Here is a 25,779-nt window from a genome sequence, read left to right as displayed (position 1 = left end):
GGACACCACCGCATTGTGGGAACTTTGTGGACCATCGATGCGTTAAGACTCGGCATAGGGCTATCCCAGGACGGGATAACCATCAACCACGTGCAACGGAGTGTGACCACACTAATGGCAACCGATTACGATGCCCCACGCAAGACCGAAGAAGACATCAGCGAAGACTCTCTCGAAGAGCTCAAAGCGCGTCGGTCTGACAAGAGCTCAGGGGTCGTCGACGAGGATGAAATTGAGGCAGCTGAGGGATTTGAACTCCCAGGCGCTGATCTTTCCGGCGAAGAACTTGCAGTTCGAGTGATCCCACGTCAAGCTGACGAGTTCACCTGCACCTCGTGCTTCCTTGTTCACCACCGCAGCCAACTTGTTATTGACAAAAGCGGGCAGCAGATTTGCACTGAGTGTGCGTAACAGCCCGAACCTGTCTGTTGGTTGTTGTCCCCGTGAAGTGAGCACATCATGACTGATCACCGTCCCGAGGTGTTGATCCTACGACTTGACGCTGACCTCCCAGTGCCCAGTTATGCGCATCCTGGCGATGCGGGTGCTGACTTGGTGACGCGTGTCGATGTGACGCTACAGCCGGGGGAGCGTGTCACCGTGCCGACAGGTGTCGCACTGGCCTTACCTCACGGGCTAGCTGGCTTCGTGCACCCCCGGTCCGGGCTCGCTGCTCGACACGGCTTAACGGTGGTCAACGCGCCCGGAACGATCGACGCCGGTTACCGAGGTGAGATTCAGGTTGTTCTGTTGAACACAGACCCAACAACAGCAATCACGCTGGTCCGTGGCGACCGCATTGCGCAGTTGGTCATTCAACGTGTGGAGCAGGTGCGCTTCGTTGAAGCGACGACGTTGCCTGGATCAGCACGCGGGGCCGGTGGGTTTGGTTCATCGGGTGGATGGAATGACAAACAGGACAACGCTCCAGTGTGATCTCCCCATCGTCACGACCGACGGACCATGATTGAGTATTACGAAACGGTCACGAGACGCGCTATGGTGGATGCGGACAGTGCACCGCACCAGGACCACACTGACGTTGCCAATATGTGAAGGAGTGCCCCGTGGCGTTGTTTCGACGCAAAAGTGACATCGAGGAACCGGAGACGACAACACACAGCCCGGTGAGCCCCGATGAACACGAGGCACAAGTACCAGAACGCGGCCCCTACGACGCAGACATCCTCGGCGAACGTGGTAACCGGCTCGACTTGGGGGCCCTATGGCTTCCCGGTCGCGAAGGGTTAGAAGTGCGCATGGAGGTCGACAAAAAGACCCAACGTGTCACCGGAGTTGCCATCAAACACAACGACTCAATCCTGCAACTCCAAGCATTCGCTGCACCGAAACGATCAGGACTCTGGGACGAAATCCGCTCAGAAATTGGCGCCTCCATCACGCAACAAGGCGGCACCGTTGATGATGTCCCCGGTACCTTCGGCCGGGAACTTCTGGTCAAACTCCCAGTGAAACTCAAAGACGGGCAACAAGGAATCCAACCAGCACGTTTTGTGGGATTTGATGGTCCGCGCTGGTTCCTGCGTGGCGTGTTTTCCGGTCGAGCTGCCTTCGACCCCGCAGCCGCCGCTCCACTCGAGGACATTTTTGCCCACACCGCAGTGGTCCGAGGACAAGAACCACGCGCTCCACGTGACCTGCTTGAACTGACGCTACCGGGTCGACCAACCGCACGGGCAACCACGGGACAAGGCCAACCCGCGCTCAACCCACTTCGCCGCGGCCCGGAGATCACCGAGGTTCGTTAATTGGTTGGACAACGCCCAGCGTCGACACTCATTCGGCGTATCTTTCCCTCCGCTGATCAAGTCGCAGCAGACGAAGAACGCAAAGAAGCCGCACTCGACACCGACGTCATCCCCATTGCCGAGGCCCAACCACGCCAACGCGCCAACCTCAGTGGAGTGGTCCGTTCAGTTGTCCTCAGACCCCACGGGGGAACCGCGGCACTCGAAGTGGAGCTGTACGACGGAAGCGGTGCCATCGACTTGATCTGGCTGGGGCGACGCCGGATCAGTGGCATAGAACCAGGAGCACGCCTCAAAGCACACGGACTCGTTGTCACCACCAATGGCCGACAAGTGCTGTACAACCCCCGCTACGCGCTGAAGCCAAAACCAGGAGAATAACGTGACGAACACACCCTCAGCGCAACCACCAGCGCGCGGGATGCGTGCCATCGCCCAAGACAATTTCAACACCTGGGAAGCCGTTGGCGGAGTACGCGGCCTCATCGAAGCAACAGCCCCAGGTCTGGTGTACCTCATCGTGTTTGTGGTCACCCAGCAACTGACCCCCGCACTGATTGGTTCGTTGGGACTAGCTCTCGTCTTCGTGGGAATACGACTTGCGCAACGGACACCAGTGACCCTTGCCTTTTCTGGGGTCTTTGGGGTCGCGATCGGCGTGTTCGCCGCATGGCGCTCCGGTAGCGCCGGAGATTTCTACGTGTGGGGGCTTGTCGTCAACCTCAGCTACGCAGTGGCGCTCGCGGTGTCCCTGATCGTGCGCTGGCCTGGTGTGGGTGTCCTTGTCGAACTGTTCAAATCAGGCTTCTCTGATCAGGCTGCGCGCGCAAAAGCGGGCGAAGACGTCTCCTGGCGGCAGCTTTTTGACACCTCGTGGCGCAACGACAGCGACCTGATGAAACGCTACACCATTGCAACGTGGTTGTGGATCGCCATGTTCCTCGCGCGCCTGGGAGTCCAAGCCCCACTGTACTTCGCGGGCGACGACGCGGTTGGTGCTCTGGGAACTGCCCGCCTCGTCATGGGTGTTCCACTTTTTGCGCTTGTGCTATGGCTTACGTGGCGGCTGATTCACCGGACGCCAGCACCGAATGAAGTTGATCAACAGTCACGTCAGGACCTGTAACAAACAACAACTCGTCCCCGACCTCAAGGGTGTCGTCTTGGCTCGGCGCGATAGGAAGCCCACCGCGGACGATCGCTGCGAGAACTGTGTCAGCAGGCCACTGGATCTGTGCGATCGTGCGACCAATCAGTGCAAACCCAGGAGGTACGGTGAATTCGAGGATGTCAGCGCCTGACTGGTGGAACGTGAAGATCTTGACTAAGTCACCTACGGCAACAGCCTCTTCGACCATCGCAGTCATAATGCGTGGCGTTGACACAGCCACGTCAACGCCCCAGGAGTCGTCATACATCCACTCGTTGCGAGGGTTATTGACTCGGGCAACAACACGGGGAACACCGTATTCAGTTTTGGCAAGCAACGAAATGACAAGGTTCGCTTTGTCATCGCCCGTCGCAGCGACAACAACGTCGCAGTCGCCCACGTTCGCTTCATCCATGGTTTTCAGTTCGCACGCATCGGCAAGAATCCACTCCGCTTCAGGGACCTGCGCAACACGCATTGCTGAGGGGTGACGGTCAATAATTGTCACGTCGTGGTCGTTGGTTAACAGCTCTAAGGCGATAGAGCGACCCACAGATCCCGCTCCTGCGATCACCACCTTCACGATGCGTCCTCCTGGTGTGGTGGGTGAGTGAGAGTGCGTTCCACATCGGTGACTTCCGTGGCGTGGACAAGCATGTGAAGGACGTCCCCTTCTTGGAGGACGGTCAGAGGTTCGGCGAGTTGACCGGTGCCATAACGGGCTATGAACGCGGTTCGCGCACCTGTGAGTTCGTCGATTTTTCGCATGGTAGTGCCGTACCAGTCGGGGTGGACATCCATTTGGCACAAGCGCACATTTCCGGACGGATCACGATACTCATCTGTTGCCCCTAGTGGGAGCATGCGGCGGAGCACCTGGTCTGCAGTCCACCGGACGGTGGCGACCGTCGAAATCCCTAACCGTTGGTAAATCTCGGCACGCTGTGTGTCGTAAATGCGAGCGACAACGTGCTGAACCCCGAACTTTTCTCGTGCCACACGTGCGGTCAAAATGTTGGAGTTATCGCCGTCTGACACCGCTGCCAAGGCGTAGCATTCGTCCACACCGGCTTGGGTGAGAGTGTCGCGGTCAAAACCAATTCCGGTGACCTTCTTGCCCCCGAAATCGGGGGGAAGTCGACGGAAAGAGTCAGGGTTTTGGTCCACCACGGCAACGGAGTGTCCGCGGTGTTCGAGTGATTGGGCGAGTGTTGCTCCTACCCGTCCACATCCCATAATGATGAAGTGCACAGTTAAGGAAACTACACCATTGAGGGGGCAAGGGGTAACACGTAGCCCGCGATGGGCATAGCATTGGTCAACGTGTCGGAAATTATTGATGTCGCCAAGCGGTTGATGCTGGGGCGGCCCATGAACTCTGACCGTCTCGGGCACACACTGTTACCGAAACGGCTTGCGCTTCCTGTTTTTGCGTCTGACGCGTTGTCGTCGGTCGCCTATGCGCCGGATGAAATTGTGCTCACGATGGCATTGGCGGGTGTCACTGCGGTGACGATCTCCCCATGGGTTGGGTTAGCAGTCATCATCGTGTTGCTGGTGGTTGTTGCGTCCTACCGCCAAAATGTCCGCGCCTACCCTTCGGGGGGTGGGGATTATGAGGTGGTGAGCACAAACCTTGGCCAAGGGGCGGGTGTGTCTGTCGCGAGCGCGCTTCTTGTTGACTACGTCCTGACTGTGGCGGTGTCTATTTCTGCTGGTGCTCAGTATGCGTCCTCAGCGATTCCGTGGTTTCGTGGTCATGAAACGTGGGTAGCGATCGCTGTTGTGTTGTTCTTGATGGTGATGAACCTGCGGGGCGTGAAAGAGTCTGGTCGGTTCTTCGCTGTTCCCGTGTATTTGTTCATGATCGCTGTTGGGTTGATCGCCGTGTTTGGTGCATTCCAGGCGTTCACTGGTTCCTTGGGCCAGGCCCCGAGTGCCGATTTCCTTGTGGTCCCGGACGCGGCGTTTGACCAAGGTCTGGTGGGGTTAGGTGGTGCCATCTTGGTGGCACGGGCGTTTGCTTCGGGGTGTGCGGCGCTGACCGGTGTGGAAGCAATTTCTAACGGTGTCCCTTCTTTTCAGCGACCGAAGTCGCGAAACGCTGCGACGACATTGTTGTTGTTGGGGGTCATCTCAGCGGCCATGCTTGCCACGATTGTCACTCTTGCTGTGGCGACGAACGTGCGTTACGTGGAAGAACCTGCGCGTCAGCTCACGCAAGCTGATGGTTCCGCGGTTCCCGCATCGTATGAACAGCACCCGGTGTTGTCGCAACTCGCTGAGGTGGTGTTCGCGCAGGCACCGTGGATGTTCATTGGAATTTCTGCTATTACCGGGCTCATCTTGGTGTTGGCAGCAAACACGGCCTTCAACGGGTTTCCCGTCTTAGGGTCGATACTGGCCCGGGATGGTTACTTACCGCGCCAGATGCACACCCGTGGCGACCGGCTTGCGTTTTCTAACGGCATCATGACTCTGGCTGTGGGGGCGATCATTCTCATTGTGGCGTTTGATGCTCAAGTCACAAGCCTGATTCAGCTGTATATCGTGGGTGTTTTTATTTCCTTCACCTTGTCCCAGTTGGCTATGGTCAAGCATTGGAACTCTCGGCTGCGGGTGGCCGCTGACCCGCAGGCGCGGCGTTCGATGCGCCGCTCACGTGTTGTGAACGCAGTCGGGTTTGTGATGACTGGCACGGTACTGATCGTTGTGTTGGTCACGAAGTTCCTTCATGGCGCGTGGATCACTTTGTTGGTGATGGCGGTGGTGTTCGCGGTGATGCGTGGCATCCGTCGGCACTACGATTCGGTTTCTGATGAGTTGGAGTTGGGCGAGGATATCGCTTCGGCACGTGCTTTGCCGTCGCGGGTTCATGCCATTGTGTTGGTGTCTAAGATCCACAAACCCACGATGCGGGCCCTGTCGTATGCGCGTGCAACACGCCCCAATACGTTGGAAGCAGTCACAGTTGGTGTTGATGGTGATGATGGTGAGGAGCTGCTCGCACAGTGGGAGGCGTTAGACGTTCCGGTGCCGTTGCGGGTGTTGTCGTCGCCGTACCGTGAAATCACTCGCCCAGTGTTGTCCTATGTGCGATCAATCCGCCGTCAATCGCCACGAGATTTGGTGGTGGTGTATGTGCCTGAGTACGTGGTGGGACATTGGTGGGAACAGTTTTTGCACAACCAAAGTGCGATGAGGCTGAAGTCACGGTTGCTGTTTACCCCTGGGGTGGTGATCTCTGCGGTACCGTGGCAGCTGTCATCGTCTCGGACGGTGGGAATTGAACACACACACTTTGCTCAGTCGGGTCAGCCGCGGGCTATGGATGAATGAGAGCGTCATGTCTGGCACCAAGGACGTTATTGGCCGTGTCGTTGAGGTAGTCATGGAGCGTCCCGCTCATGGTGGTGAGTGTGTTGGGCGCGTTGATGGCCGCGTCGTTTTTGTGGGCGGTGTTATTCCCGGTGAGCGCGTGCGTGTTCGAGTGACACAGGGCACCGAGACCTCCAGTTTTTGGCGTGGTGAGCTTGTGGAGGTTCTTGAACCCAGCGAACATCGGGTGCATGTGTCGTGGGCGCAGGCGCGCCGTGATGGTGTTGGTGGGGCGGATCTGGCTCATGTTGAGTTGGCGTACCAGCGTGAGTGGAAACGTCAGGTCGTTGCTGATCAGATGGCACGCCTGGGAGGGGTCCAGTTTGATGGGGATGTTGAGGCTGCTCCCTGGGAAATTCATCCGGATAATGACCAGCCTGGTTGGGGGTGGCGTACCCGATTTGAGGTGGTTGCGAACGACAAGGGACGTGCGGGGATGTTTCGGCCGCGCTCGCATGATGTTGTTCCGTTAACGCATATGCCGTTGGCGACAGCTCAAGCGCAGGAGCTTGCTCAGGTGCAAGGGGTGTGGTCTCGTCAGTGGGAACCACACATGCGGTTAGAGGTCGTTGCCCCCACTGACGGCCCTGGTGTGGTGTTGGGAAATGGAGAACCGTTGCGTAAGGGGCACGTGGATGTGCGTCCGAATGCGCGGCGTTTTGTCACAGAGATTGTTCACGCGTATGGGCGGCCTTACCGCTACCGGGTTGCTGCGAATGGTTTTTGGCAGGTGCACCGTGACGCCCCCGAGGTGCTGGTCACAGCGGTTCTTGACGCGCTGGGGGATGGCTTTGAGGGTGGTCGCATCCTTGATGCGTACTGCGGGTCGGGTTTGTTTACTGTTCCTCTTGCGGCAATGGCGGGGGAGGACGGTGAGGTTGTGGCAATTGAGGGCGATGCTCGTGCGGTGAAGGATGCTCGGCGTAATGTGATGAATAATCTTGACCCGGACATCGCGCAGAAAGTTCGGTTCCATCAGGGCAGTGTGGGTGATGTGCTCGCACACCTTCAGGATGTGCCCTCAGTGGATGCTGTTGTCCTTGATCCGCCTCGGGTGGGTGCTGGGGCGCACGTGATTGATGCGTTGGTTGCGCTGTCTCCTCAAACAATGGTGTATGTGGCGTGTGACCCGGCTGCGTTGGCTCGTGATACGGCGCTTGTGGGGGAGCGCGGATACCAGTTGACCTCTATGCGGGCTTTTGATTTGTTCCCCATGACGCATCACGTGGAATGTGTGGCTGTCTTTCACCGGCGCTCATGAGATCGCCTGCCGATGTGCGCCCCAGGTTTTTCTGTCAGTGTCTGTGTGGACCATGGTGGCTGTGTGGGGACCAGAAAAAACTGCACAGACGCTTTCACAGTGGTCCACATACGCGTGAGTAGATGCGCGCGCCCGTTTCGGGGCTTGATGGGCGAGCGAGTTCCGGGATAACTGGAGACAATCGAATTACGCAACACCCCCATGATTTATCTTGACGTCAAGATAAATCATGTATGATGGTACAGAACGAACACAAGACACCGCGCGCCTGCGCGTGACCAGACCCCATGTGGTGTCGCTCCCCCCGATGGTTGCCCCACTGCGGCATGTACGCCGTCAAAGCCGGTGGCCGGAACTCGCCAACGATGAAGGAGTGTCCGTGAGTAACGTCGACACGTTCAAGTCCAAAGGGACCCTTGATGTTCAGGGAACCGCTTACGAAATTTTCCGACTCAACGCAGTGCCCGGACTCGAGCGGCTGCCGTACAGCCTCAAAGTCCTCGCCGAGAACCTTCTGCGTACTGAAGACGGCGCGAACATTACCGCCGAACACATCCACGCGTTAGCGAACTGGGACCCCACCGCTCAACCCAACACCGAAATCCAGTTCACCCCAGCACGTGTCATCATGCAGGACTTCACCGGTGTGCCTTGTGTGGTGGACCTCGCCACAATGCGTGAAGCTGTGGTTGAACTTGGTGGTGACCCATCACGAATTAACCCACTTGCACCCGCAGAACTCGTCATCGACCACTCCGTGCAAATTGACGTCGCAGGACGTCGCGACGCCTTTGAACGCAACGTTGAGTTGGAGTACGAACGAAACCGGGAACGCTACCAGTTCTTGCGCTGGGGACAAACGGCATTCGAAGAGTTCAAAGTTGTTCCACCCGGCACCGGAATCGTTCACCAGGTCAACATTGAGTACCTTGCCCGTACAGTGATGACCCGCGAGGTAGGCGGTGTACTTCGTGCTTACCCCGACACCTGTGTGGGTACCGACTCCCACACCACGATGGTCAACGGCCTTGGTGTTCTTGGGTGGGGAGTAGGCGGCATCGAAGCCGAAGCTGCCATGCTTGGACAGTCAGTGTCCATGCTCATCCCGCGCGTGGTCGGATTCAAACTGACCGGCTCCATCCCCGCTGGGGTCACCGCAACTGACGTTGTCCTCACCATCACCCAAATGCTGCGCCACCACGGTGTTGTGGGCAAGTTCGTCGAATTCTACGGTGCGGGAGTCTCCCAGGTTCCCCTCGCGAACCGTGCCACCATCGGAAACATGAGCCCCGAGTTCGGGTCCACTGCGGCGATCTTCCCCATCGACGACGTCACCTTGGACTACCTCAAACTCACTGGACGCTCAACAGAACAACTCGCGTTGGTGGAAGCCTATGCCAAGGAACAAGGCCTGTGGCTTGACCCCACCGACCCGTCCTACATAGAACCACAGTTCTCCGAGTACCTAGAACTGGACCTCTCCACGGTTGTGCCGTCCATCGCAGGACCGAAACGACCACAGGACCGCATTGAACTGACTCGCGCCAAAGAGCAGTTTGACCGTGATCTCCCCAACTACGTGTCCACCAGTGCGAACCTGATCGACGAGGCAGAAAAAGAGTCCTTCCCAGCCTCTGACGCCCCCGCAATCACAGACACCACCACCTCCACTGTCGAGGTCACCGACACCAACGGGAAAACCTTTGACCTGTTCAATGGTGCAGTAGCGATCGCCTCGATCACATCCTGCACGAACACATCCAACCCCTCAGTGATGCTGGCCGCAGCGATCCTGGCCAAAAAAGCAGTCGAACGCGGACTGGAAGCTAAACCATGGGTCAAAACCTCCATGGCACCAGGCTCCCAAGTCGTCACGAACTACTACGAAAAAGCTGGCCTGTGGCCCTACCTTGAAAAGCTCGGCTTCCACCTCGTGGGCTACGGATGTGCCACCTGCATTGGTAACTCCGGCCCCCTCGACGACAACATCTCTGCCGCCGTCAACGAACACGACCTCGCAATCGTCTCAGTTCTGTCCGGTAACCGGAACTTTGAAGGCCGCATCAACCCTGACGTCAAAATGAACTACCTTGCTTCCCCACCACTTGTGGTCGCTTATGCGCTCGCGGGAACCATGTCATTCGACTTTGACACCGAGCCGCTCGGCTTTGACACTGAAGGTGCGCCGGTCTTCCTCAAAGACATTTGGCCCACCCCAGAAGAAGTTCAAGCGACCATCGACTCCACCATCGACCGGGCAATGTTCGAAAAGGACTACGCTGACGTGTTCGCTGGTGACGACCGGTGGCGGTCACTACCCACCCCAGAAGGTGACACGTTCGCGTGGGACAACGAATCCACCTACGTGCGTAAGCCCCCGTACTTTGACGGAATGGGCGCACAACCAGAACCAGTCAACGACATTCGCACAGCCCGCGTGCTCGCGAAACTCGGCGACTCGGTCACAACCGACCACATCAGCCCAGCTGGCGCCATTAAACCCGGTACCCCGGCAGCACAATACCTCGAAGCTAATGGTGTTGAGCGCCGTCAGTTCAACTCCTACGGGTCACGTCGAGGCAACCACGAGGTGATGATCCGCGGTACTTTCGCAAACATCCGCTTGCGTAACCAGCTCCTCACCGACGTTGAAGGTGGCTACACGTTCAACTTCCTCACCGGGGAACAATCCTTCATTTACGATGCGGCACAGGACTACCAGCGCGCCGGAATCCCCTTGGTGGTGCTGGGCGGGAAAGAGTACGGTTCAGGTTCCTCACGCGACTGGGCAGCGAAAGGCACCGCGCTTCTGGGTGTCCGCGCAGTCATCGCTGAAAGCTTCGAACGCATCCACCGGTCCAACCTCATTGGTATGGGGGTCCTCCCGCTGCAGTACCCAAGCGGAGACACCGCCGAAACCCTGGGCTTGGATGGGACCGAAGTGTTCGACATCACGGGCATCACCGAACTCAACGACGGTGTAACCCCGCAGACTGTGGCTGTCACCGCCACCAAACCAGACGGCACGTCCGTGTCCTTCGACGCTGTGGTGCGCATCGACACTCCAGGAGAAGCAGACTACTACCGCAACGGTGGGATCCTGCAATACGTTCTGCGGTCACTGGTGTCCTAACCCACACACAACACCACCCAACAACGAGGGCCCTTCACCTGTGTGAAGGGCCCTCACCCACACCCAGCAGCACCGGACAACACAGAAATAACCCCGCCAACGCCGATAAGATCGCACCATGACCCACGGCACCACCCCCATGACACCTGCAACGCTCATGGGGCTTTCCATTTCCCTTGCAACCGGCCTTTACGGGCTATCTTTTGGGGCACTGGCAGTAGCCGCTGGGCTCACCGTCACACAAACAGTTGTCCTCAGCGCCGTGATGTTCACCGGCGGGTCACAGTTCGCCTTTGTGGGGGTCATCGCCACGGGAGGTTCACCCGCCGCTGCCGTGGGGGCAGCCACGATGCTCTACCTGCGTAACGCCATCTACGGGGCGCAGATGGCAGTGCTCCTCAGTCCACGCGGACCATGGAAATTCCTCGCCGCGCACATCACCATCGACGAATCAGCAGGAACAGCAAGTATTCAAGACACCTCCAGCGAACGACACAGAGGATTCTGGGTTGCCGGCATCGGCGTGTTCCTCCTATGGAATCTGTTCACCCTGGCCGGTGCACTCCTTGGGGACACACTCGGCAACCCCCAAACCTTCGGGCTGGATGGTGCAGCAGTCGCAGCTTTCCTCGCGCTCCTGTGGCCACGACTCACCCAACGTCCGATGCGCACAGTGGCCTACCTCGCAGCACTGGGAGCTATCATCTCCATCCCTTACCTCCCCAGCGGAATGCCACTACTCGTGGCAGCCGCCATCGCAGGAACCATGGGGTGGCGAACCGCCCACATAGCCCACCGTGCACACACCACACACCAGGAGACACCATGACACTGTGGGCCTGGATCATCCTTGCAAGCGCGCTGTCCTACCTCGTCAAACTCGCCGGCTACCTCCTGCCCGAAACGTGGGTCGATGACCCACGCATTGTCACCATCGCGAACTACCTCACTGTTGGACTACTCGCTGGCCTCGTTGTCACCAACACCGTTGCCACCCCCCATGGTCTGTCCATTGACGCTCGGCTCATCGCACTCCTCGCAGCCTTCACCGCGCTCCTGCTGCGCGCACCCTTCCTCGTTGTTGTCCTCATCGGGATGGCCGCAGCAGCCCTCGCCCGGCTCGCCGGACTCGCATAGCCCCCACCAGGCCCCTCACATCCGATGCCCGCACCCACGCCAACCAAGCCCCAAGTGGGGAATACGTGGACGGTTCCCGGTGGTTGTGAGGAAGATAGCGTCTGGTGGTTCGCGCTCGCAGACGTCAGTCATTACAGTGAGGTATTGATCTTTTTTGATGCGGGGATCCTCGCAGCATGGACGGAGGGGTGATGGGCTATCTGGACGAGGTGGGGTCTCCAACTGATCTCAAGCGGTTGTCGCAGGATCAGGTGCAGGATCTGGCACAGGAGATCCGTGACTATCTCGTGAAGTCGGTGTCGCTGACTGGGGGGCACCTGGGCCCAAATCTTGGTGTTGTGGAGTTGACTCTTGCTATGCACCGGGTCTTTCATTCACCCAAGGATTCGTTCATTTTTGATACTGGTCACCAGTCCTATGTGCACAAACTAGTCACGGGGCGGCGCGACTTTTCGAACCTCCGCAAACAGGATGGGTTGTCCGGGTATCCGTCACGGGCGGAGTCCGACCACGATGTTGTGGAGAACTCTCATGCGTCGACAGCGTTGTCGTGGGCTGACGGTATTGCCCGCGCTAATGTGGTGCGTGGGATCGATGATCGTCATGTTGTTGCAGTCATTGGGGATGGTGCGCTTACCGGTGGTATGGCATGGGAGGCGCTCAATAATATAGCGGAGTCTGATGACCGCAGGCTGGTCATTATTGTGAATGACAATGGGCGTTCGTATTCGCCGACAATTGGTGGGTTAGCTCGCCATTTGGATACGTTGCGGACAACACGCCAATATGAGGGCATGTTGTCGTGGGGGAAACGGAATCTGCCGCGATTGGGGATCCCTGGGCAAATGCTTTACGACGGGCTCCATGGCATGAAAAAGGGCGTGAAGAACATCATCCGCCCCCAGGGCTGGTTTGAGGACCTGGGTATCAAGTATTTGGGTCCAATTGATGGTCATGATCTTGGTGACTTAGAACATGCGTTCCGTCGGGCCCAGGCGTTTGGTGGACCAGTGCTTGTTCATGTGATCACCGAAAAGGGGCGAGGGTATCGTCCTGCGGAACAGGATTTAGCGGACCGGTTCCACGCAGTGGGTCAAATACACCCCGAAACTGGGTTACCGGTGGCTCCGGCGCGGTTTGGGTGGACCAAGGTGTTCGCTGATGAGATCGTGAAAATTGGTCGGTCACGCTCCGATGTGGTTGCTTTGACGGCGGCGATGCTGCAGCCGGTGGGGTTGTTGCCGTTTTCGCGTGAGTTCCCGCAGCGAACTTTTGATGTGGGTATCGCCGAGCAGCATGCGGCGACTGCTGCCGCCGGTATGGCGTTCGCCGGGTTGCACCCGGTTGTTGCGTTGTATGCCACGTTCTTGAACCGCGCGTTTGACCAGGTCCTCATGGATGTTGCGCTGCACCGTGCGGGCGTCACGTTTGTGCTGGATCGGGCCGGTATTACCGGTGATGATGGGGCTAGCCACAACGGGATGTGGGATTTGGCGTTGATGCGTATCGTCCCTGGTATCCAGGTGGCTGCGCCGCGTGATGAGGAGACGTTGCGTTCGTCGTTGCGTGAGGCTGTAACCGTCGATGATGGGCCTACTGTGGTGCGGTACCCCAAGGGGGCGATGGGTGACCCGTTACCTGCTGTGGAGGTGCGTCATGGTATTGATGTGCTTGCCCGGTTTGGTGTTGATGACCAGTTGTCTGATGGTGGGCAGCCGCGTGTGGTTATGGTGGCCGTGGGGGCTATGGCACCGTTGGTCATTGAGGCTGCACAAAAGGTTGCGGTGGCTGGCTACCAGGTGGAGGTTCTTGCCCCCACGTGGGTGATTCCGGTGTCCAACGGTCTGCTGGAGTGTGTGCGCGGCAGTGACCTTGTCGTGACGGTTGAAGATGGCGTTGTGCGTGGGGGAGTGGGCGCACTGATCGCGGAGACGGTTCGTGATCACGGTGTGGGCGTTCCGGTGCATTCGATGGGTATTTCTTCAACGTTCCTTGACCATGCAGCACGGGCAGCTATTTTGGATGACCATGGTTTAACTGAGCAGGGGATTGCTGATGCGACTCTCGCTGTGTTGGCCCGTGACCGTGATAGTGCCGTGGGGGATTGATTCTGATTAATCGTGGTGTCGTGGGAGGGTAAAGCCAGGGGGGCTTTACCCTCCCTTGTTGTTGGGGTGTGCGGGGGATGATGTGACAGTGGTCGCGCATCGTTCAGCATCTCTGCTTTGACACCACAAAAACTGTTTTTATCAGTGTGTATGTCGGCGAAGTTCACTCGTTTTTTGGTGTTTTTTCGTTGAAAAAGACGGCATGATGGGTGGTGTGGGACGCGGTGTGATTCACTAGACACGATCTGGAGCGTAGTTGGCCCGAAGGTCCCAAGTCATCCCATCAATTTGTTTCTAGGCTGGAAACAAGATCGAACAAGATCAGAAACGAGGTAAGGCGATGACCGCAACAACCAGCGACGCTGTCACGAACACCACTGCATGGCGCGGGTTCGAGCAAGGACAGTGGACGGACACCATTGATGTCCGCGACTTCATCCAGCGAAACTACACGCCCTATGAGGGGGATGCCTCCTTCCTGGCCGGCGCAACGGAGCGTACGACAAAAGTGTGGGACACCCTGTTGGGTATGTTCCCTCAAGAACGTGACAAGGGCATCTACGACGTTGATGTCCACACTCCCTCAACGATCACCTCGCACAAACCTGGGTACATTGTTGAAGGTGAAGAGGTCATTGTTGGTCTCCAAACTGACGCTCCTCTCAAGCGCGCCATCATGCCAAACGGTGGTTGGCGCATGGTTGAAGGGGCTTTGCAAACGTACGGGTACGAGGTCGACCCGATCGTGCGCGACATCTTCACGAAATACCGCAAAACCCACAACCAAGGTGTGTTCGACGCCTACCCAGCCTCAGTGCGGGCGGCTCGTTCCTCGCACATCATCACTGGTCTGCCTGACGCATACGGCCGTGGCCGCATTATTGGTGACTACCGCCGTGTTGCGCTCTATGGTGTTGACCAACTTATCGCGGCAAAGAAGCGGGAACGGGCCGAACTCGACATGGAGTTCGCAACCGAAAACGTGATCCGCGAACGCGAGGAAAACTCTGAGCAAATCCGCGCACTGCAAGAACTCAAAGAGATGGCTGCTAGCTACGGCTATGACATCGCTCGTCCCGCAGAAAACGGGCGTGAAGCAGTGCAGTGGTTGTACTTTGCTTACCTTGCGGCGGTCAAGGAGCAAAACGGTGCGGCCATGTCACTGGGACGTACCTCCACCTTCATCGACATCTTCCTCGACCGAGACCTTCGTGAGGGCACCTTCACTGAAGAGCAAGTCCAGGAAATCATTGATGACTTTGTCATCAAGCTGCGCATTGTTCGATTCTTGCGCACCCCTGAGTATGACGCACTGTTCTCCGGTGACCCCACCTGGGTGACCGAAACGATCGGTGGTGTGGGTGAAGACGGACGGCCATTGGTCACCAAGACCTCGTTCCGCTACCTGCAAACCCTGTACAACTTGGGTCCAGCTCCTGAACCAAACCTCACGGTGTTCTGGTCTCACCGCCTGCCACAGGGATTCAAAGAGTTCTGCGCGCAGGTGTCCATTGACACCTCAGCCATCCAGTACGAGTCCGACGAAATCATTCGCGACTACTGGGGCGATGACGCAGCGATCGCGTGCTGTGTTTCTCCAATGCGTGTTGGTAAACAAATGCAGTTCTTCGGAGCCCGCGTCAACCTTGCCAAGACCATGCTCTACGCCATCAACGGTGGACGTGACGAGGTCAGCGGCAAGCAAGTGTCACCGACACGCCCATCGGTTGCAGTTGAGGGCGAACCCCTTGACTACGACACCGTCAAAGCGGCGCTTGATGACACGATGGAATGGCTTGCCAAGACCTACGTTGAAGCTCTCAACATCATCCACTACATGCACGACAAGTACGCGTACGAGCGTATCGAGATGGCACTACATGACCGTGCGATCCTTCGGACAATGGCCTGTGGTATTGCCGGGTTGTCCGTGGTGGCTGATTCGTTGTCTGCGATCAAGTACGCCAAGGTCTACCCAATCATGGACGAGACTGGTCTCGTCACTGACTACCGTATTGAGGGTGACTTCCCGATGTACGGTAACGACGATGACCGAGTCGATGACATCGCTGTGTGGCTCGTGGAAAGCTTCATGAGCAAGATCAAGAAGCACCCCACCTACCGCGACGCGATGCACACGCAATCAGTTCTCACGATCACCTCGAACGTGGTGTACGGGAAAGCAACAGGAAACACTCCTGATGGGCGCCGAGCTGGTGAGCCATTCTCTCCAGGGGCCAACCCCATGAACGGGCGCGACTCTCACGGGATGCTCGCCTCCGCGTTGTCCGTCGCCAAGCTTCCTTACAACGAAGCCCAAGACGGGATCTCCCTGACGAACACCACCGTTCCATCAGGTTTGGGTCGCACGAAGGAAGAACAGGTGAAGAACCTGGTCGGACTGATGGACGCAGTGAACAAGTCTGACGGTTACCACCTCAACGTCAACGTGCTCAACCGTGAGACTCTGCTTGACGCCATGGAGAACCCAGAGAACTATCCACAGCTCACGATCCGCGTGTCGGGATATGCGGTGAACTTTGTTCGCCTCACCCGTGAACAGCAGCTCGATGTGCTGAACCGAACCTTCCACTCGTCGATCTAATCGATCGCGAAGGCTCAATGCCTTACCTCAGGCGGCTAGGCCGTTGCCTCACAAGGGCAACGGCCTGACCGTTTTTGTGGACAGTAGTGAGCGCCACAGATGAGGTGGGACTAAAGCCGGAAGAAAACATGGGATGACTCGACTAGAGTTGTTCATAACGACGGACACCCGCACCGTCCACGCTACGGAGGGCATCATGGCGAACGCACCCACCCACCCTTGCAACGTCATCAGCGACGGTCGTGCTGGAACGCACACCATCACCTCTGATGTTGACATCGACAAAGACGGCCTGGCTGTGCCCGGTAAAGCTGCCGTGGGCCGCCAACTGGCTGCTGGTATCAACGGGCTTGGTACAGCAGACGTCGACCGTCACGAACGGTTTGAACAAATGCGTGCGGGCCTTCTTGGTTCAGTGCACTCCTGGGAACTGGTCACCGCAGTCGACGGCCCAGGAACCCGGATGACGCTCTTCCTTGCTGGTTGCCCCCTACGCTGCCTGTACTGCCACAACCCCGACACAATGAAAATGAAGGACGGGGAAGCAGTCACCGCTGACGAAATCGTTAAGCGCATCGCCAGGTACAAAGGGATCTTCGAAGTAACTGGCGGTGGATTGACACTGTCAGGTGGCGAAGTGCTCATGCAACCAGCCTTCGCAGCAAACATTTTGCACCAAACCCACGAAATGGGAATCCACACCACGATTGACACCTCGGGGTTCTTAGGAGCAGCGTGCACTGATGAGATGCTTGATGACATTGACCTCGTCTTGCTTGACGTGAAAGCTGGCGACGAAGACACCTACAAAAAGGTGACCGGGCGGGCCTTGCAACCCACCCTGGACTTTGGTCAACGTCTGGCAGATGCTGGAAAAGAAATCTGGATCCGATTCGTTCTCGTCCCTGGGCTGACCGACTCATGGGAGAACGTGGAAAAAGTCGCCGACCACGTGGCGAACTGGGCAACTGTGAGCCGAGTTGAGGTTCTTCCCTTCCACCAAATGGGTCGCGACAAATGGGCAAACCTCGGTATGACTTATGAGCTTGAAGACACCCAACCGCCGAGCAAAGAGGACATCGAGCGGGTTCGCGACCAGTTCCGTGCTCGCGGTCTCACCGTGTACTAAATCCCATTCAAACGGTGTCGGACACATGACCGGAGGGGCCAGTTCGCAAAGAACTGGCCCCTCCGGTCATGTGTGATGGGGCTATAACCGTTCAATACTGCGGGGGTCTCGGCGCCCCCAGATCAACCACACAACCGACCCCACCATGTTGCCCACGACCACAATGATGAACCAGACCACTTTGGTGGAGAGCTTGTCAATTGGTGTGCGTACGAGGTCATACAGCGCCCACGCCCACAGGCCCAGCCCCACAAGGGGGAGCATAATGCCAAACACAAGAAAGGAAAGCGATGGCATGAATGCGGCCCTTTCGCCTGGTCAAATACGTCACCTGTGAGGTTACTCCGCAACGGGGGCAGGGGCACTGGTTTTTGGCGGCCTTCACGAACTTGGCACGGAAGCTACCCCAGGTTCGTGCAATCGCCGCCCGAGGTATCGTTCTGTGTAGCCCGTGCGGTCAAGGTAGGGGGTAATTCCACCCAACGCGAATGGCCAACCGGCGCCCAGGATCATGGCGACATCAATGTCGGTAGCATCTTGGGCAACGCCCTCATCGAGCATCATGCCGATTTCTTTGGTCAGTGCGGTCAAGACGAGGTCAAGGACTTCTTGTTCGTGACGGGGATGGTCGCCGCCACCAAAATAGGTTGTGAGACGATCCGACACGTGTGGTGGGCCAAGACGGCTGGGGTCATTATCAACAACCCTGGTGCCATCAGCAACGATACGTTCCAAACCAGGTGAGCGTGCAAACCGGTCACCAAGTTCTTCACGTAATGAGGTCAGGACATGCAAGCCAACTGCTGGACCAACAAGGTCGAATAGCGCGAAGGGAGGCATGGGGAGTCCCAACGGAGTCAACGCCTGATCTGCAACGTGAAGATCGGTGCCCTGTTCCACTGCCTTGATGACGGTCCCCATGAGCAAAACCAAGAGCCGGTTCACTATGAAACCTGGACGATCATGGGCAAGGATCGCGGTTTTGCGTAGATCCTTCACGAGAGCAAAAGCTGTGGCCAGAGCTTCTTTGGAGGTGGTGGGGGTCGAGATCACTTCGACCAGTGGCATTTTGGCAACCGGGTTAAAGAAGTGGATTCCTACCACTCGTTCTGGGTGCTTGAGGTGCGCAGACATCTGGGTGATAGAAAGAGCAGAGGTGTTGGTGGCAAAGATCGTCTGTGGGGAAACAATGTGTTCGAGCTCGGCAAATACCTGCTTCTTCACTGACATGATCTCGGTGACTGCTTCGATAATGAGGGAACACGATGTGAACTGGGTGATGTCTGTTGTACCGGTGACCCGTTGGCCGATTGTGCGGGCGCGCTGTTCGCTGAGTCGACCTTGTTGGACGAGCTTGTCCAGTGTGGAATGAACGTGTTCCATGCCATGGGCGACTTTCTCCTCATCAAGGTCGCGCATGATGATGGGGGCATCAACTCGCTGGGCGATGGTCACGGCGATTTGTGCGGCCATGAGGCCAGCTCCCACAATTCCTACCCCAGTAAGGGGAACTGCGTGGGCTGAGTCAGGAGCTCCTTTGGGACGTTTGGCTGCGTTGACTGCGTGGAACGCGTATATTGATGCCCGGAATTCGTCGGTCATGATGAGGTCAGCCAGTGCGTCATCTTCTGCTGTGAACCCCTCATCACGGCTGATGTGAGGCCCAAGCGCGAGGAGTTCTAGCGCTCGATAGGGCGCTGGTCGTGCGTGGTTGACGGTCGCGTCAAGCTGGGCAAAACCACGTGAGAGTGCAGCAGCCCATTGCTCGTCATTGTCGAGCGGCCGGCGAGACACAGTGATGTCCCCGGTGATGACTTGTGCCGCCCAAGCAAGTGATTGTTCGAGGAAGTCGGCGGGTTCAAGAAGCACATCAACAAGGCCGAGCGTGTGTGCTTCCTTGGCCCGTAGCCGCCGATTGCGTGCGGGGTGGTCAATGATGATGGATATGGCGTGTTCGATGCCAACTAGACGTGGGAGCAGATAGGTGCCTCCCCATCCGGGAATGAGGCCAAGCCCTGTTTCGGGAAGGGCGAGTGCGTTGACGTCGGTGGATAGTGTGCGGTGCGTGCAGTTCAGTGCAACTTCCAGCCCGCCTCCCAGAGCTGCACCGTTAATGAATGCGAAGGTGGGGACGGTCATTTCTCCCAGGATTCGCAAGGTGTTGTGACCGTTGGTCCCCAGTGCGCGGGCTTCGTCATGGGTTGCCACTAAACTGACGCCTTTGAGGTCTGCTCCGGCGGCGAAGACGTAGGGTTTGCCGGTGATTGCCACCGCAACGATCTCACCGTTGGATGCGCGTGTGCGTGCAGTGTTAACGGCGTCGTGGATGTTGCGCATTCCTTGTACGCCTAATGTGGTGGGTTTTGTGTGGTCTTTGCCGTTGTCGAGAGTGATGAGGGCTAGTGTTCCGGCGTTGCCGGGAAGGTTGATGTCGCGGGTGTGTGCGTAGGTGATGACCTCGTTCATGCGTGTGCTCCCTGAGGTGTTGAGGTGGTGAGGTTTTCCCAGATGACGGTGGCGCCCATGCCAAGTCCGATGCACATGGTGGTCATTCCGTAGCGGGCGGTGGGGTGGGTGGTGAAGTAGTGGGAGAGTTGGTTCATGAGGCGGACCCCTGATGCGGCAAGTGGGTGGCCCATGGCGATGGCCCCTCCGTAGGGGTTGACACGGGTGTCGTTGTCCTCGATGTGGAAGTGGTCGAGGAAAGCAAGGACTTGGACGGCGAAGGCTTCGTTGATTTCGATGACGTCAATATCATCAATGGTGAGTCCTGCTTTGGTTAATGCTTTGTGGGTGGCGGGGACTGGACCGTATCCCATAATGTCGGGTTCCACGCCCGCGAATGCGTAGGTGACTAGACGCATCGTCGCGGGGAGTTCGAGGGCGGCGGCGGTGTTGGCGCCGGCTAGTAGCGCCATGGTGGCGCCGTCGGTGAGGGGGGAAGCGTTTGCTGCTGTGACGTGACCGGCGGGCCTAAAGGGGGTGGGCAGATTCGCGATTGCGTCCATCGTTGTGGTGGGGCGCGGCAGTTCATCGCGGTCTGCGAGCGCCCACCCGCGATCTGGGTCGCGGGTTGCGATGGGGGTGAGTGAGGTGTGGATGTGGTTGTTTTGCCACGCGTGGTGGTATTTGTGTTGGGAGTTCACGGCGTAGGCGTCGCTGCGTTCTTTGGTGAGGTGGGGGAATCGGTCGTGGAGGTTTTCTGCAGTGTGTCCCATGTTGAGGGCTTGTGGGGACACGATTTTTTCGCTGAGGAATCGGGGGTTCGGGTCGGCGTCGAATCCCATGGGGTGGCGGCCCATGTGTTCGACTCCACCTGCGATGGCAAGGTCAATAAAGCCGGCTTTGATGGCTGATGCGGTTGTTGTGACTGCGGTGAGCGCGCCGGCGCACATGCGGTCGATTGCGTAGCCGGGGACGGTGTGGGGGAGTCCGGCAAGGAGTGCGGCGGTTCTGCCTAGGGTGAGGCCTTGGTCGCCTTGTTGGGTGGTTGCTGCGATGGCGACGTCCTCGATGAGGGCTGGGTCGAGGGTGGGGTGTCTGCGCAGGAGGTCGCGGATGAGTTTGACGGCGAGGTCGTCAGCGCGAGTGTGTGCGTACAGTCCGTCGGGGCGTGCTTTGCCAAATGGGGTGCGGACCCCGTCAACGAAGACGACATCTGTGGTGGGTGCGGGCGTGTGAGCCATGAGGTGCTGCTCCTGGTGTGGGGACGACATTGTCCAAGCAGGCCGCGGGTGACCTGTGTCATACAAAGTACACGATACTTTGAGTATCAGTAAAACGCGCGGTGTGTGGGCACTCGTGTCCCCAGCAAAAAACCCGTGGTGGACGCCACTATTGGGCGTTCACCACGGGTGTGATGTGGAGCATCTGTCACCGGGTGGGGTCATTAACCCCGGATTTTACGCAGCACCTTTTTCGCAGTCGGAAGGGCTTTGTTCCACGCGGTGTACAGCGAGGAGAACGGGACATCGATGGAGGGGTGGAGGGTGTTCTCGTGTTTGGCGAAGCTGCGTTTGAAGTCGGAGATACCGTCGTTGAGCAGACCGTTCATGTCGTAGCGGGTGGCTCCTTGAGTGTGGGCTTGTTCGATAGCGAACCATTTCACCGGTGCATTGGCGCGTAGTTTGCGCCCTTGATCGGTGGCTGAAGCATAGAGCTCAAACCATGTTGTTGCCGATTTGGCGAGCCACACGAAAGACACAACCTCACCGTCGGCGAAGCACGCTGCGATGAAGGAGTCTTCCCCTAGGAGGCGGTGGACGTCACGGTAGTACTCGTCTGAGTGGATGGCGAATCCTACGCGTTCGGCGTTTGCGCGGTAGGTGGCAAGCACGGCGTCCACTTCGGAGTCGGTAACCACACGCCTAATGTCGAGGTTGTTTTTCGCGCCCTTGCGGATGTCATAGCGTGTGGTTTTTGAAGCGCCGGCAAGGATGTCATCCGCAGGTTGGGTGAGATCGAGGATGAGGGTGGTGGGGTAAAGGATGGGGTTGGGGGAGGCAACTGCCCCGGCAGGTGTGAGGGGCTCAGTTGCGTCAAGGTCAGGTTCAATGGTGACCCCAACACCGCCGGTGTGTTCTTTGAGCCAGGTTGTCAGTGCTGTGGTGACGTCAGTGCGTTCGGTTGAGGTGAGTGCGGTGGAAAAAAACGGTCCACGGGGCATGTGGGACACGGACTGAAATGGGAAGGGAAGGTGACGGTGCAGCACCTGTGCGCCGGCAACTCGGTCACCGGCGGCGTTGGTGACAAGGAGCCGGGTTGCTGACCAGTTGTGGGCGGATTTGAGTTGCCCCCATCCCCATTTCTGTAGTGGGTGACCGGCGAGTAAGTCAACGAGTGTGTCCCAGGTGGTGTGGTCACTGATGGGGGTCACTGTGTACATGAACGCGTCCTCAGGGTGTTGTGATGGTGTCAATGATCATGGTGAGTGTCTGCGCGACGAGCTCTTGCTGCCATGGGCGTACCTGGTTGTTCGTCAGGTAGGCGGGAACGTCAATGGGAGTGGTGGTTGCGTCCCACAGCAGTTGGCGCACCACTTTAGGTTGGATGATGTTTTCCACGGGTAGGTGGTGTGTGGCGGCGAGTTCATCGAGGAACTCGCGTGCTGCGGTGAGCCGGGTGGCTGCGAGCGGGTTCTTCTCTTCCCAAATTTTGTGTGGGGGTAGTTTTGGTGGGGCGGGCAGGCGCCGTGGGGGCAGTTCGGAGGAGGGCAGTGTCAGGGCGTGGTTGATGGCGCGTTGCCATTGGTGGGATCGACGCCGGTTGGCAGCACCACCAAATTCATGGATAGCCAGGAGCGCCCCTACTGTGCGAGGCAATGTGATTGCTGCTTCGATGATGCCCCGGTCTGACAGGATGCGTGAAGGGGCCAGGTCTTTCGAACGTGCGATTTTTTCGCGTTCGTTCCACAAATGTTGGACAACTGCGAGCCTGCGGCGGTCGGTGACACGTTGGATCCCCGAGGTGCGCCGCCAGGGGTCAGGGCGGTGAATGGCGCGTTGTGCTTGGATGTAGGCAAACTCTTCGTGAGCCCACCTCAGTTTGCGAGTTTCGGTGAGTGCGTCTGTCTCACTGATCGCTAAATCACCAAGAAGCTCCACGTCAAGGGCTGCGTAGGTGAGCCATGACGAGGGTAGCGGGCGAGTGGACCAGTCCTGGTGGGAGTGTTGTTTTTCCAACGTGACCCCCAGGAAGTGGGCGGTCACCGCGGCGAGGTTGACACGGTCAAGACCCAATAAGCGTGCAGCAACTTCGGTGTCAAAAATGGTGCCAGGGGTCAGCCCCTGGTCTCGTAGTGGGCCAAGGTCTTGGATAGCCGCGTGGAAAATCCAGGTGTCGGCGGCCATGACAGCGTTGAGTTCACTGAAATCGTCAACAGCTGTGGGGTCAATGAGGAAAGTCCCCGCGCCTTCGCGGCGCACTTGAATGAGGTAGTTGCGGTCTCCATACCGGTACCCGGAGGCACGTTCTGCATCGACGGCGAAAGGGCCATGACCGCGGTCTAGACGTCGCAGGGCCGCCTGGTAGCTCACTGTGGTGTTCACCAGGTCTGCGGGACCATCTTGGGGGTGCGTGAGCACAGGGATGGTGGGGTGCGTTGCTTGGTGTGACATGACCACTTCGATCAGGAACGTTTAATGAACAAAGAGCATGGGCGCCCCTGAGGTGGCGAACAGGAGGTTCACCCACGACTCAACGTGACGCTCAAGGTGCCAGTCTACCGCCTGTCCAGTGACAGGTTGAGGCGACCAGGAAGCGCGGATCTCCAAGGTTGTGTCGAGCTCACCAGTGAGATCATCATCAAACGTTTCGGAGGTGACGATTGTCACTGTTCCGCGCATCGCGAGGTAATGCGCCTGGGCGCTATCCAAGGACTCTTTAATCCACGCGCGGGCCACATGCTGCAAAAATGGGTCCTTGGCCATGTCCTGATCAATATCAGCACGTGCAATAGCCGCAATGCGAAACCGGGACTGCCACTGTTCGGGCGCCGATGGGGAGTACAACACAGATAAATTCCCATGCGCCAGGATCTCTGGGCGTTGACGAGACCGATGCACCTCCCCAGACAAAGCAGCAGAAAACGGGGCAACCGACCCACGTGCGGGGATCTCACGCAACGCAAGTTGTGGAGGAATCGTCAACGAGCGCAGTGCAGCAAGCGCCGAGGTGAACTCGGTCGGGGCATCAGATTGCTGCTCAGGCATACAACCAGCCTAGCCAGCGTTGGTACGCTGGACGGTGCGACTCGCGAGTAACCCCCACATTGGGTCGACCAACGCCCACGGAACACCGTGGTGACGCGAACGGGATGCTAAACGAAGGACAAGGATGAACCTGCTGCCAGTTGCCATCGGAGGAGACATCGGAATTTACGCGCTACTGCGCGATTTCCACACCCAATACGGGTGCGACGCCGTTGTCCTTTCCACCAACCCCACCCGGGCCATCGGTCACTCATCATTCATCACCAATGTTGTCAACGAGGGCATCAACGACCCAGCAACCCTCGCACAGACCCTGATCACCATCGCCCACGAACACCCTGGACGCACCCTCATCCTGCTCACCAACGCCGACTGGTACGTCAAAGCGATCCTGGACCACCGCAACGAACTCGCCAAGCACTACATCATCCCCCACCCCTCCCAAGAAAACTTCGACCTCGTCGGCGACAAACACGCGTTCGCCACAATCTGCCACCGCCTATCCATCCCCACACCCGCAGAAATCGCAGTCGACCTTTCCGACCTCACCCAAGCGCAAATCCCCGCCGTCGTAAAAAACGCCGCCGCAACCTTGAAATACCCCCTCGTCGCCAAACCCGCATCATCAGCCGAATACTTCTACATCAACTTCCCCGGCAAGAAAAAAATCCACCACATCAACAGCGAAGAAGAACTCGCCACCCTCCTTGGCGCACTCGTCACCGCCCGCTACCAAGGCACCTTCCTCATCCAAGAGTTCATCACCGGCGACGAAACCCAAATGAGGTCCCTCACCGCTTACCGCAACACCCGAGGACACGTCACCCTCGCCGCCACAGGGCGAGTCCTCCTCGAAGAACACACGCCCGGCACATTGGGAATCCCCGCAGCCATCATGGTCGAACACTACCCAGAGGTCATCGACCAAGCCATCGCCTTCCTCAACGACATCAACTACCACGGGTTCGCGAACTTCGACATCAAATGGGACACCACCCACCACCGGTACGTCTTCTTCGAAGCCAACCCCCGCATCGGCCGTAACAACTACTACGTCACCGCCGGTGGAGCATCCACCGCCCGCGCCATCGTGGACGACTACATCACCAAAGACGACACCCGCCACACCGCAGCCACACCCGTGCTCTACTCCGTTGTCCCACACCGCCTCCTCATGCGTTACATCCTTGACGATGCGCTCAACGGCCAAGTACGAACCCTCATCCGCGACGGTAAAACAGTGCACCCACTGCGCTACAGCGCAGACAAATCACCCAAACGTGCACTCGCCATCGAAGCAATGACCGCAAACTTCTGGCGCAAATACCGCCAGTACTACCCCAAACCCACCGCCTCCGGGTTCTAAACCCACACCCAACCCAACGCCCCCCGCTCCCAC

Annotated in this window: 22 protein-coding genes; 14 read left to right on the top strand and 8 right to left on the bottom strand. The window is 58.1% G+C overall.

Annotation, left to right across the window (positions count from 1 at the left end; genetic code table 11):
* Positions 1-114 precede the first annotated feature (114 nt).
* From JDEN_RS07115 to JDEN_RS07095, 5 genes are all read left to right on the top strand, one after another.
* On the top strand, positions 115-411 hold the full coding sequence (locus JDEN_RS07115; protein ID WP_015771692.1) for a DUF4193 domain-containing protein: 297 nt from the start codon (positions 115-117) through the stop codon (positions 409-411).
* Between the two features lie 48 nt (positions 412-459).
* Positions 460-936: a dUTP diphosphatase gene (gene dut, locus JDEN_RS07110; protein WP_015771691.1), complete on the top strand. Its 477-nt coding sequence runs from the start codon at positions 460-462 to the stop codon at positions 934-936.
* Between the two features lie 131 nt (positions 937-1,067).
* Positions 1,068-1,769, top strand: a complete 702-nt coding sequence (locus JDEN_RS07105) for a DUF3710 domain-containing protein (RefSeq protein WP_015771690.1) — start codon at positions 1,068-1,070, stop codon at positions 1,767-1,769.
* The gene (locus JDEN_RS07100; RefSeq protein ID WP_015771689.1) at positions 1,770-2,150 is read left to right on the top strand and encodes an OB-fold nucleic acid binding domain-containing protein; all 381 of its coding nucleotides are present in this window, start codon (positions 1,770-1,772) and stop codon (positions 2,148-2,150) included.
* A 1-nt stretch (position 2,151) separates the two neighbouring features.
* On the top strand, positions 2,152-2,895 hold the full coding sequence (locus JDEN_RS07095; RefSeq protein WP_015771688.1) for a DUF3159 domain-containing protein: 744 nt from the start codon (positions 2,152-2,154) through the stop codon (positions 2,893-2,895).
* Here JDEN_RS07095 and JDEN_RS07090 read toward each other — a convergent pair.
* Positions 2,825-3,502 carry a potassium channel family protein gene (locus tag JDEN_RS07090; protein WP_015771687.1) on the bottom strand — a complete coding sequence of 226 codons (678 nt, stop codon included), beginning with the start codon at positions 3,500-3,502 and terminating at the stop codon, positions 2,825-2,827. The two genes, JDEN_RS07095 and JDEN_RS07090, sit on opposite strands and share 71 nt — an antisense overlap.
* Entirely contained in the window at positions 3,499-4,155 is a 657-nt protein-coding gene (locus JDEN_RS07085) for a potassium channel family protein (protein ID WP_015771686.1), read from the bottom strand. Before JDEN_RS07085 ends, JDEN_RS07090 begins: the two co-directional genes overlap by 4 nt.
* An 87-nt stretch (positions 4,156-4,242) precedes the next feature.
* Between JDEN_RS07085 and JDEN_RS07080 the strand changes: the two genes are divergently transcribed.
* The 8 genes from JDEN_RS07080 to pflA all read left to right on the top strand — a co-directional run bounded on the left by JDEN_RS07080 (position 4,243) and on the right by pflA (position 17,670).
* A complete protein-coding gene (locus JDEN_RS07080; protein WP_041288311.1) occupies positions 4,243-6,258 on the top strand; it encodes an APC family permease in 2,016 nt (671 codons plus the stop codon).
* Between the two features lie 7 nt (positions 6,259-6,265).
* Positions 6,266-7,558: a class I SAM-dependent RNA methyltransferase gene (locus JDEN_RS07075; RefSeq protein ID WP_015771684.1), complete on the top strand. Its 1,293-nt coding sequence runs from the start codon at positions 6,266-6,268 to the stop codon at positions 7,556-7,558.
* A 379-nt stretch (positions 7,559-7,937) separates the two neighbouring features.
* Positions 7,938-10,691 carry an aconitate hydratase AcnA gene (gene acnA, locus JDEN_RS07070; RefSeq protein WP_015771683.1) on the top strand — a complete coding sequence of 918 codons (2,754 nt, stop codon included), beginning with the start codon at positions 7,938-7,940 and terminating at the stop codon, positions 10,689-10,691.
* A 118-nt stretch (positions 10,692-10,809) separates the two neighbouring features.
* Positions 10,810-11,520 (top strand): AzlC family ABC transporter permease, encoded by a 711-nt coding sequence (locus JDEN_RS07065; protein ID WP_015771682.1) that lies wholly within the window; start codon positions 10,810-10,812, stop codon positions 11,518-11,520.
* Entirely contained in the window at positions 11,517-11,828 is a 312-nt protein-coding gene (locus tag JDEN_RS07060) for an AzlD domain-containing protein (protein WP_015771681.1), read from the top strand. Before JDEN_RS07065 ends, JDEN_RS07060 begins: the two co-directional genes overlap by 4 nt.
* Positions 11,829-12,019: 191 nt before the next feature.
* The gene (dxs, locus tag JDEN_RS07055) at positions 12,020-13,936 is read left to right on the top strand and encodes a 1-deoxy-D-xylulose-5-phosphate synthase (protein WP_015771680.1); all 1,917 of its coding nucleotides are present in this window, start codon (positions 12,020-12,022) and stop codon (positions 13,934-13,936) included.
* Positions 13,937-14,276: 340 nt separating this feature from the next.
* Complete coding sequence (gene pflB / locus JDEN_RS07050; protein ID WP_015771679.1) at positions 14,277-16,541, top strand: formate C-acetyltransferase; 2,265 nt, start codon at positions 14,277-14,279, stop codon at positions 16,539-16,541.
* Positions 16,542-16,737: 196 nt separating this feature from the next.
* On the top strand, positions 16,738-17,670 hold the full coding sequence (gene pflA / locus JDEN_RS07045) for a pyruvate formate-lyase-activating protein (protein ID WP_015771678.1): 933 nt from the start codon (positions 16,738-16,740) through the stop codon (positions 17,668-17,670).
* An 81-nt stretch (positions 17,671-17,751) separates the two neighbouring features.
* On the opposite strand, the gene JDEN_RS07040 is transcribed toward pflA, so the two are convergent.
* From JDEN_RS07040 to JDEN_RS07015, 6 genes are all read right to left on the bottom strand, one after another.
* Positions 17,752-17,967 (bottom strand): PLDc N-terminal domain-containing protein, encoded by a 216-nt coding sequence (locus tag JDEN_RS07040; RefSeq protein WP_015771677.1) that lies wholly within the window; start codon positions 17,965-17,967, stop codon positions 17,752-17,754.
* 84 nt (positions 17,968-18,051) lie between these two features.
* Positions 18,052-20,136 (bottom strand): 3-hydroxyacyl-CoA dehydrogenase NAD-binding domain-containing protein, encoded by a 2,085-nt coding sequence (locus JDEN_RS07035; RefSeq protein WP_015771676.1) that lies wholly within the window; start codon positions 20,134-20,136, stop codon positions 18,052-18,054.
* Positions 20,133-21,356: a thiolase family protein gene (locus JDEN_RS07030; RefSeq protein WP_015771675.1), complete on the bottom strand. Its 1,224-nt coding sequence runs from the start codon at positions 21,354-21,356 to the stop codon at positions 20,133-20,135. Before JDEN_RS07030 ends, JDEN_RS07035 begins: the two co-directional genes overlap by 4 nt.
* A 203-nt stretch (positions 21,357-21,559) precedes the next feature.
* On the bottom strand, positions 21,560-22,555 hold the full coding sequence (locus JDEN_RS07025) for a lipid II:glycine glycyltransferase FemX (protein ID WP_015771674.1): 996 nt from the start codon (positions 22,553-22,555) through the stop codon (positions 21,560-21,562).
* 10 nt (positions 22,556-22,565) lie between these two features.
* Positions 22,566-23,786: an HRDC domain-containing protein gene (locus tag JDEN_RS07020; protein ID WP_015771673.1), complete on the bottom strand. Its 1,221-nt coding sequence runs from the start codon at positions 23,784-23,786 to the stop codon at positions 22,566-22,568.
* 21 nt (positions 23,787-23,807) lie between these two features.
* Positions 23,808-24,380, bottom strand: coding sequence for a DUF3000 domain-containing protein (locus JDEN_RS07015; protein ID WP_015771672.1), 573 nt, complete (start codon positions 24,378-24,380; stop codon positions 23,808-23,810).
* A 124-nt stretch (positions 24,381-24,504) separates the two neighbouring features.
* Between JDEN_RS07015 and JDEN_RS07010 the strand changes: the two genes are divergently transcribed.
* Complete coding sequence (locus tag JDEN_RS07010; RefSeq protein WP_015771671.1) at positions 24,505-25,746, top strand: carboxylate--amine ligase; 1,242 nt, start codon at positions 24,505-24,507, stop codon at positions 25,744-25,746.
* Positions 25,747-25,779: the final 33 nt, after the last annotated feature.

The organism is Jonesia denitrificans DSM 20603 (assembly GCF_000024065.1).
Classification (GTDB): Bacteria; Actinomycetota; Actinomycetes; order Actinomycetales; family Cellulomonadaceae; genus Jonesia; species Jonesia denitrificans.
The sequence above is the reverse complement of the archived record's forward strand: the minus strand, read 5'-3'. Positions and strand labels throughout refer to the sequence as shown.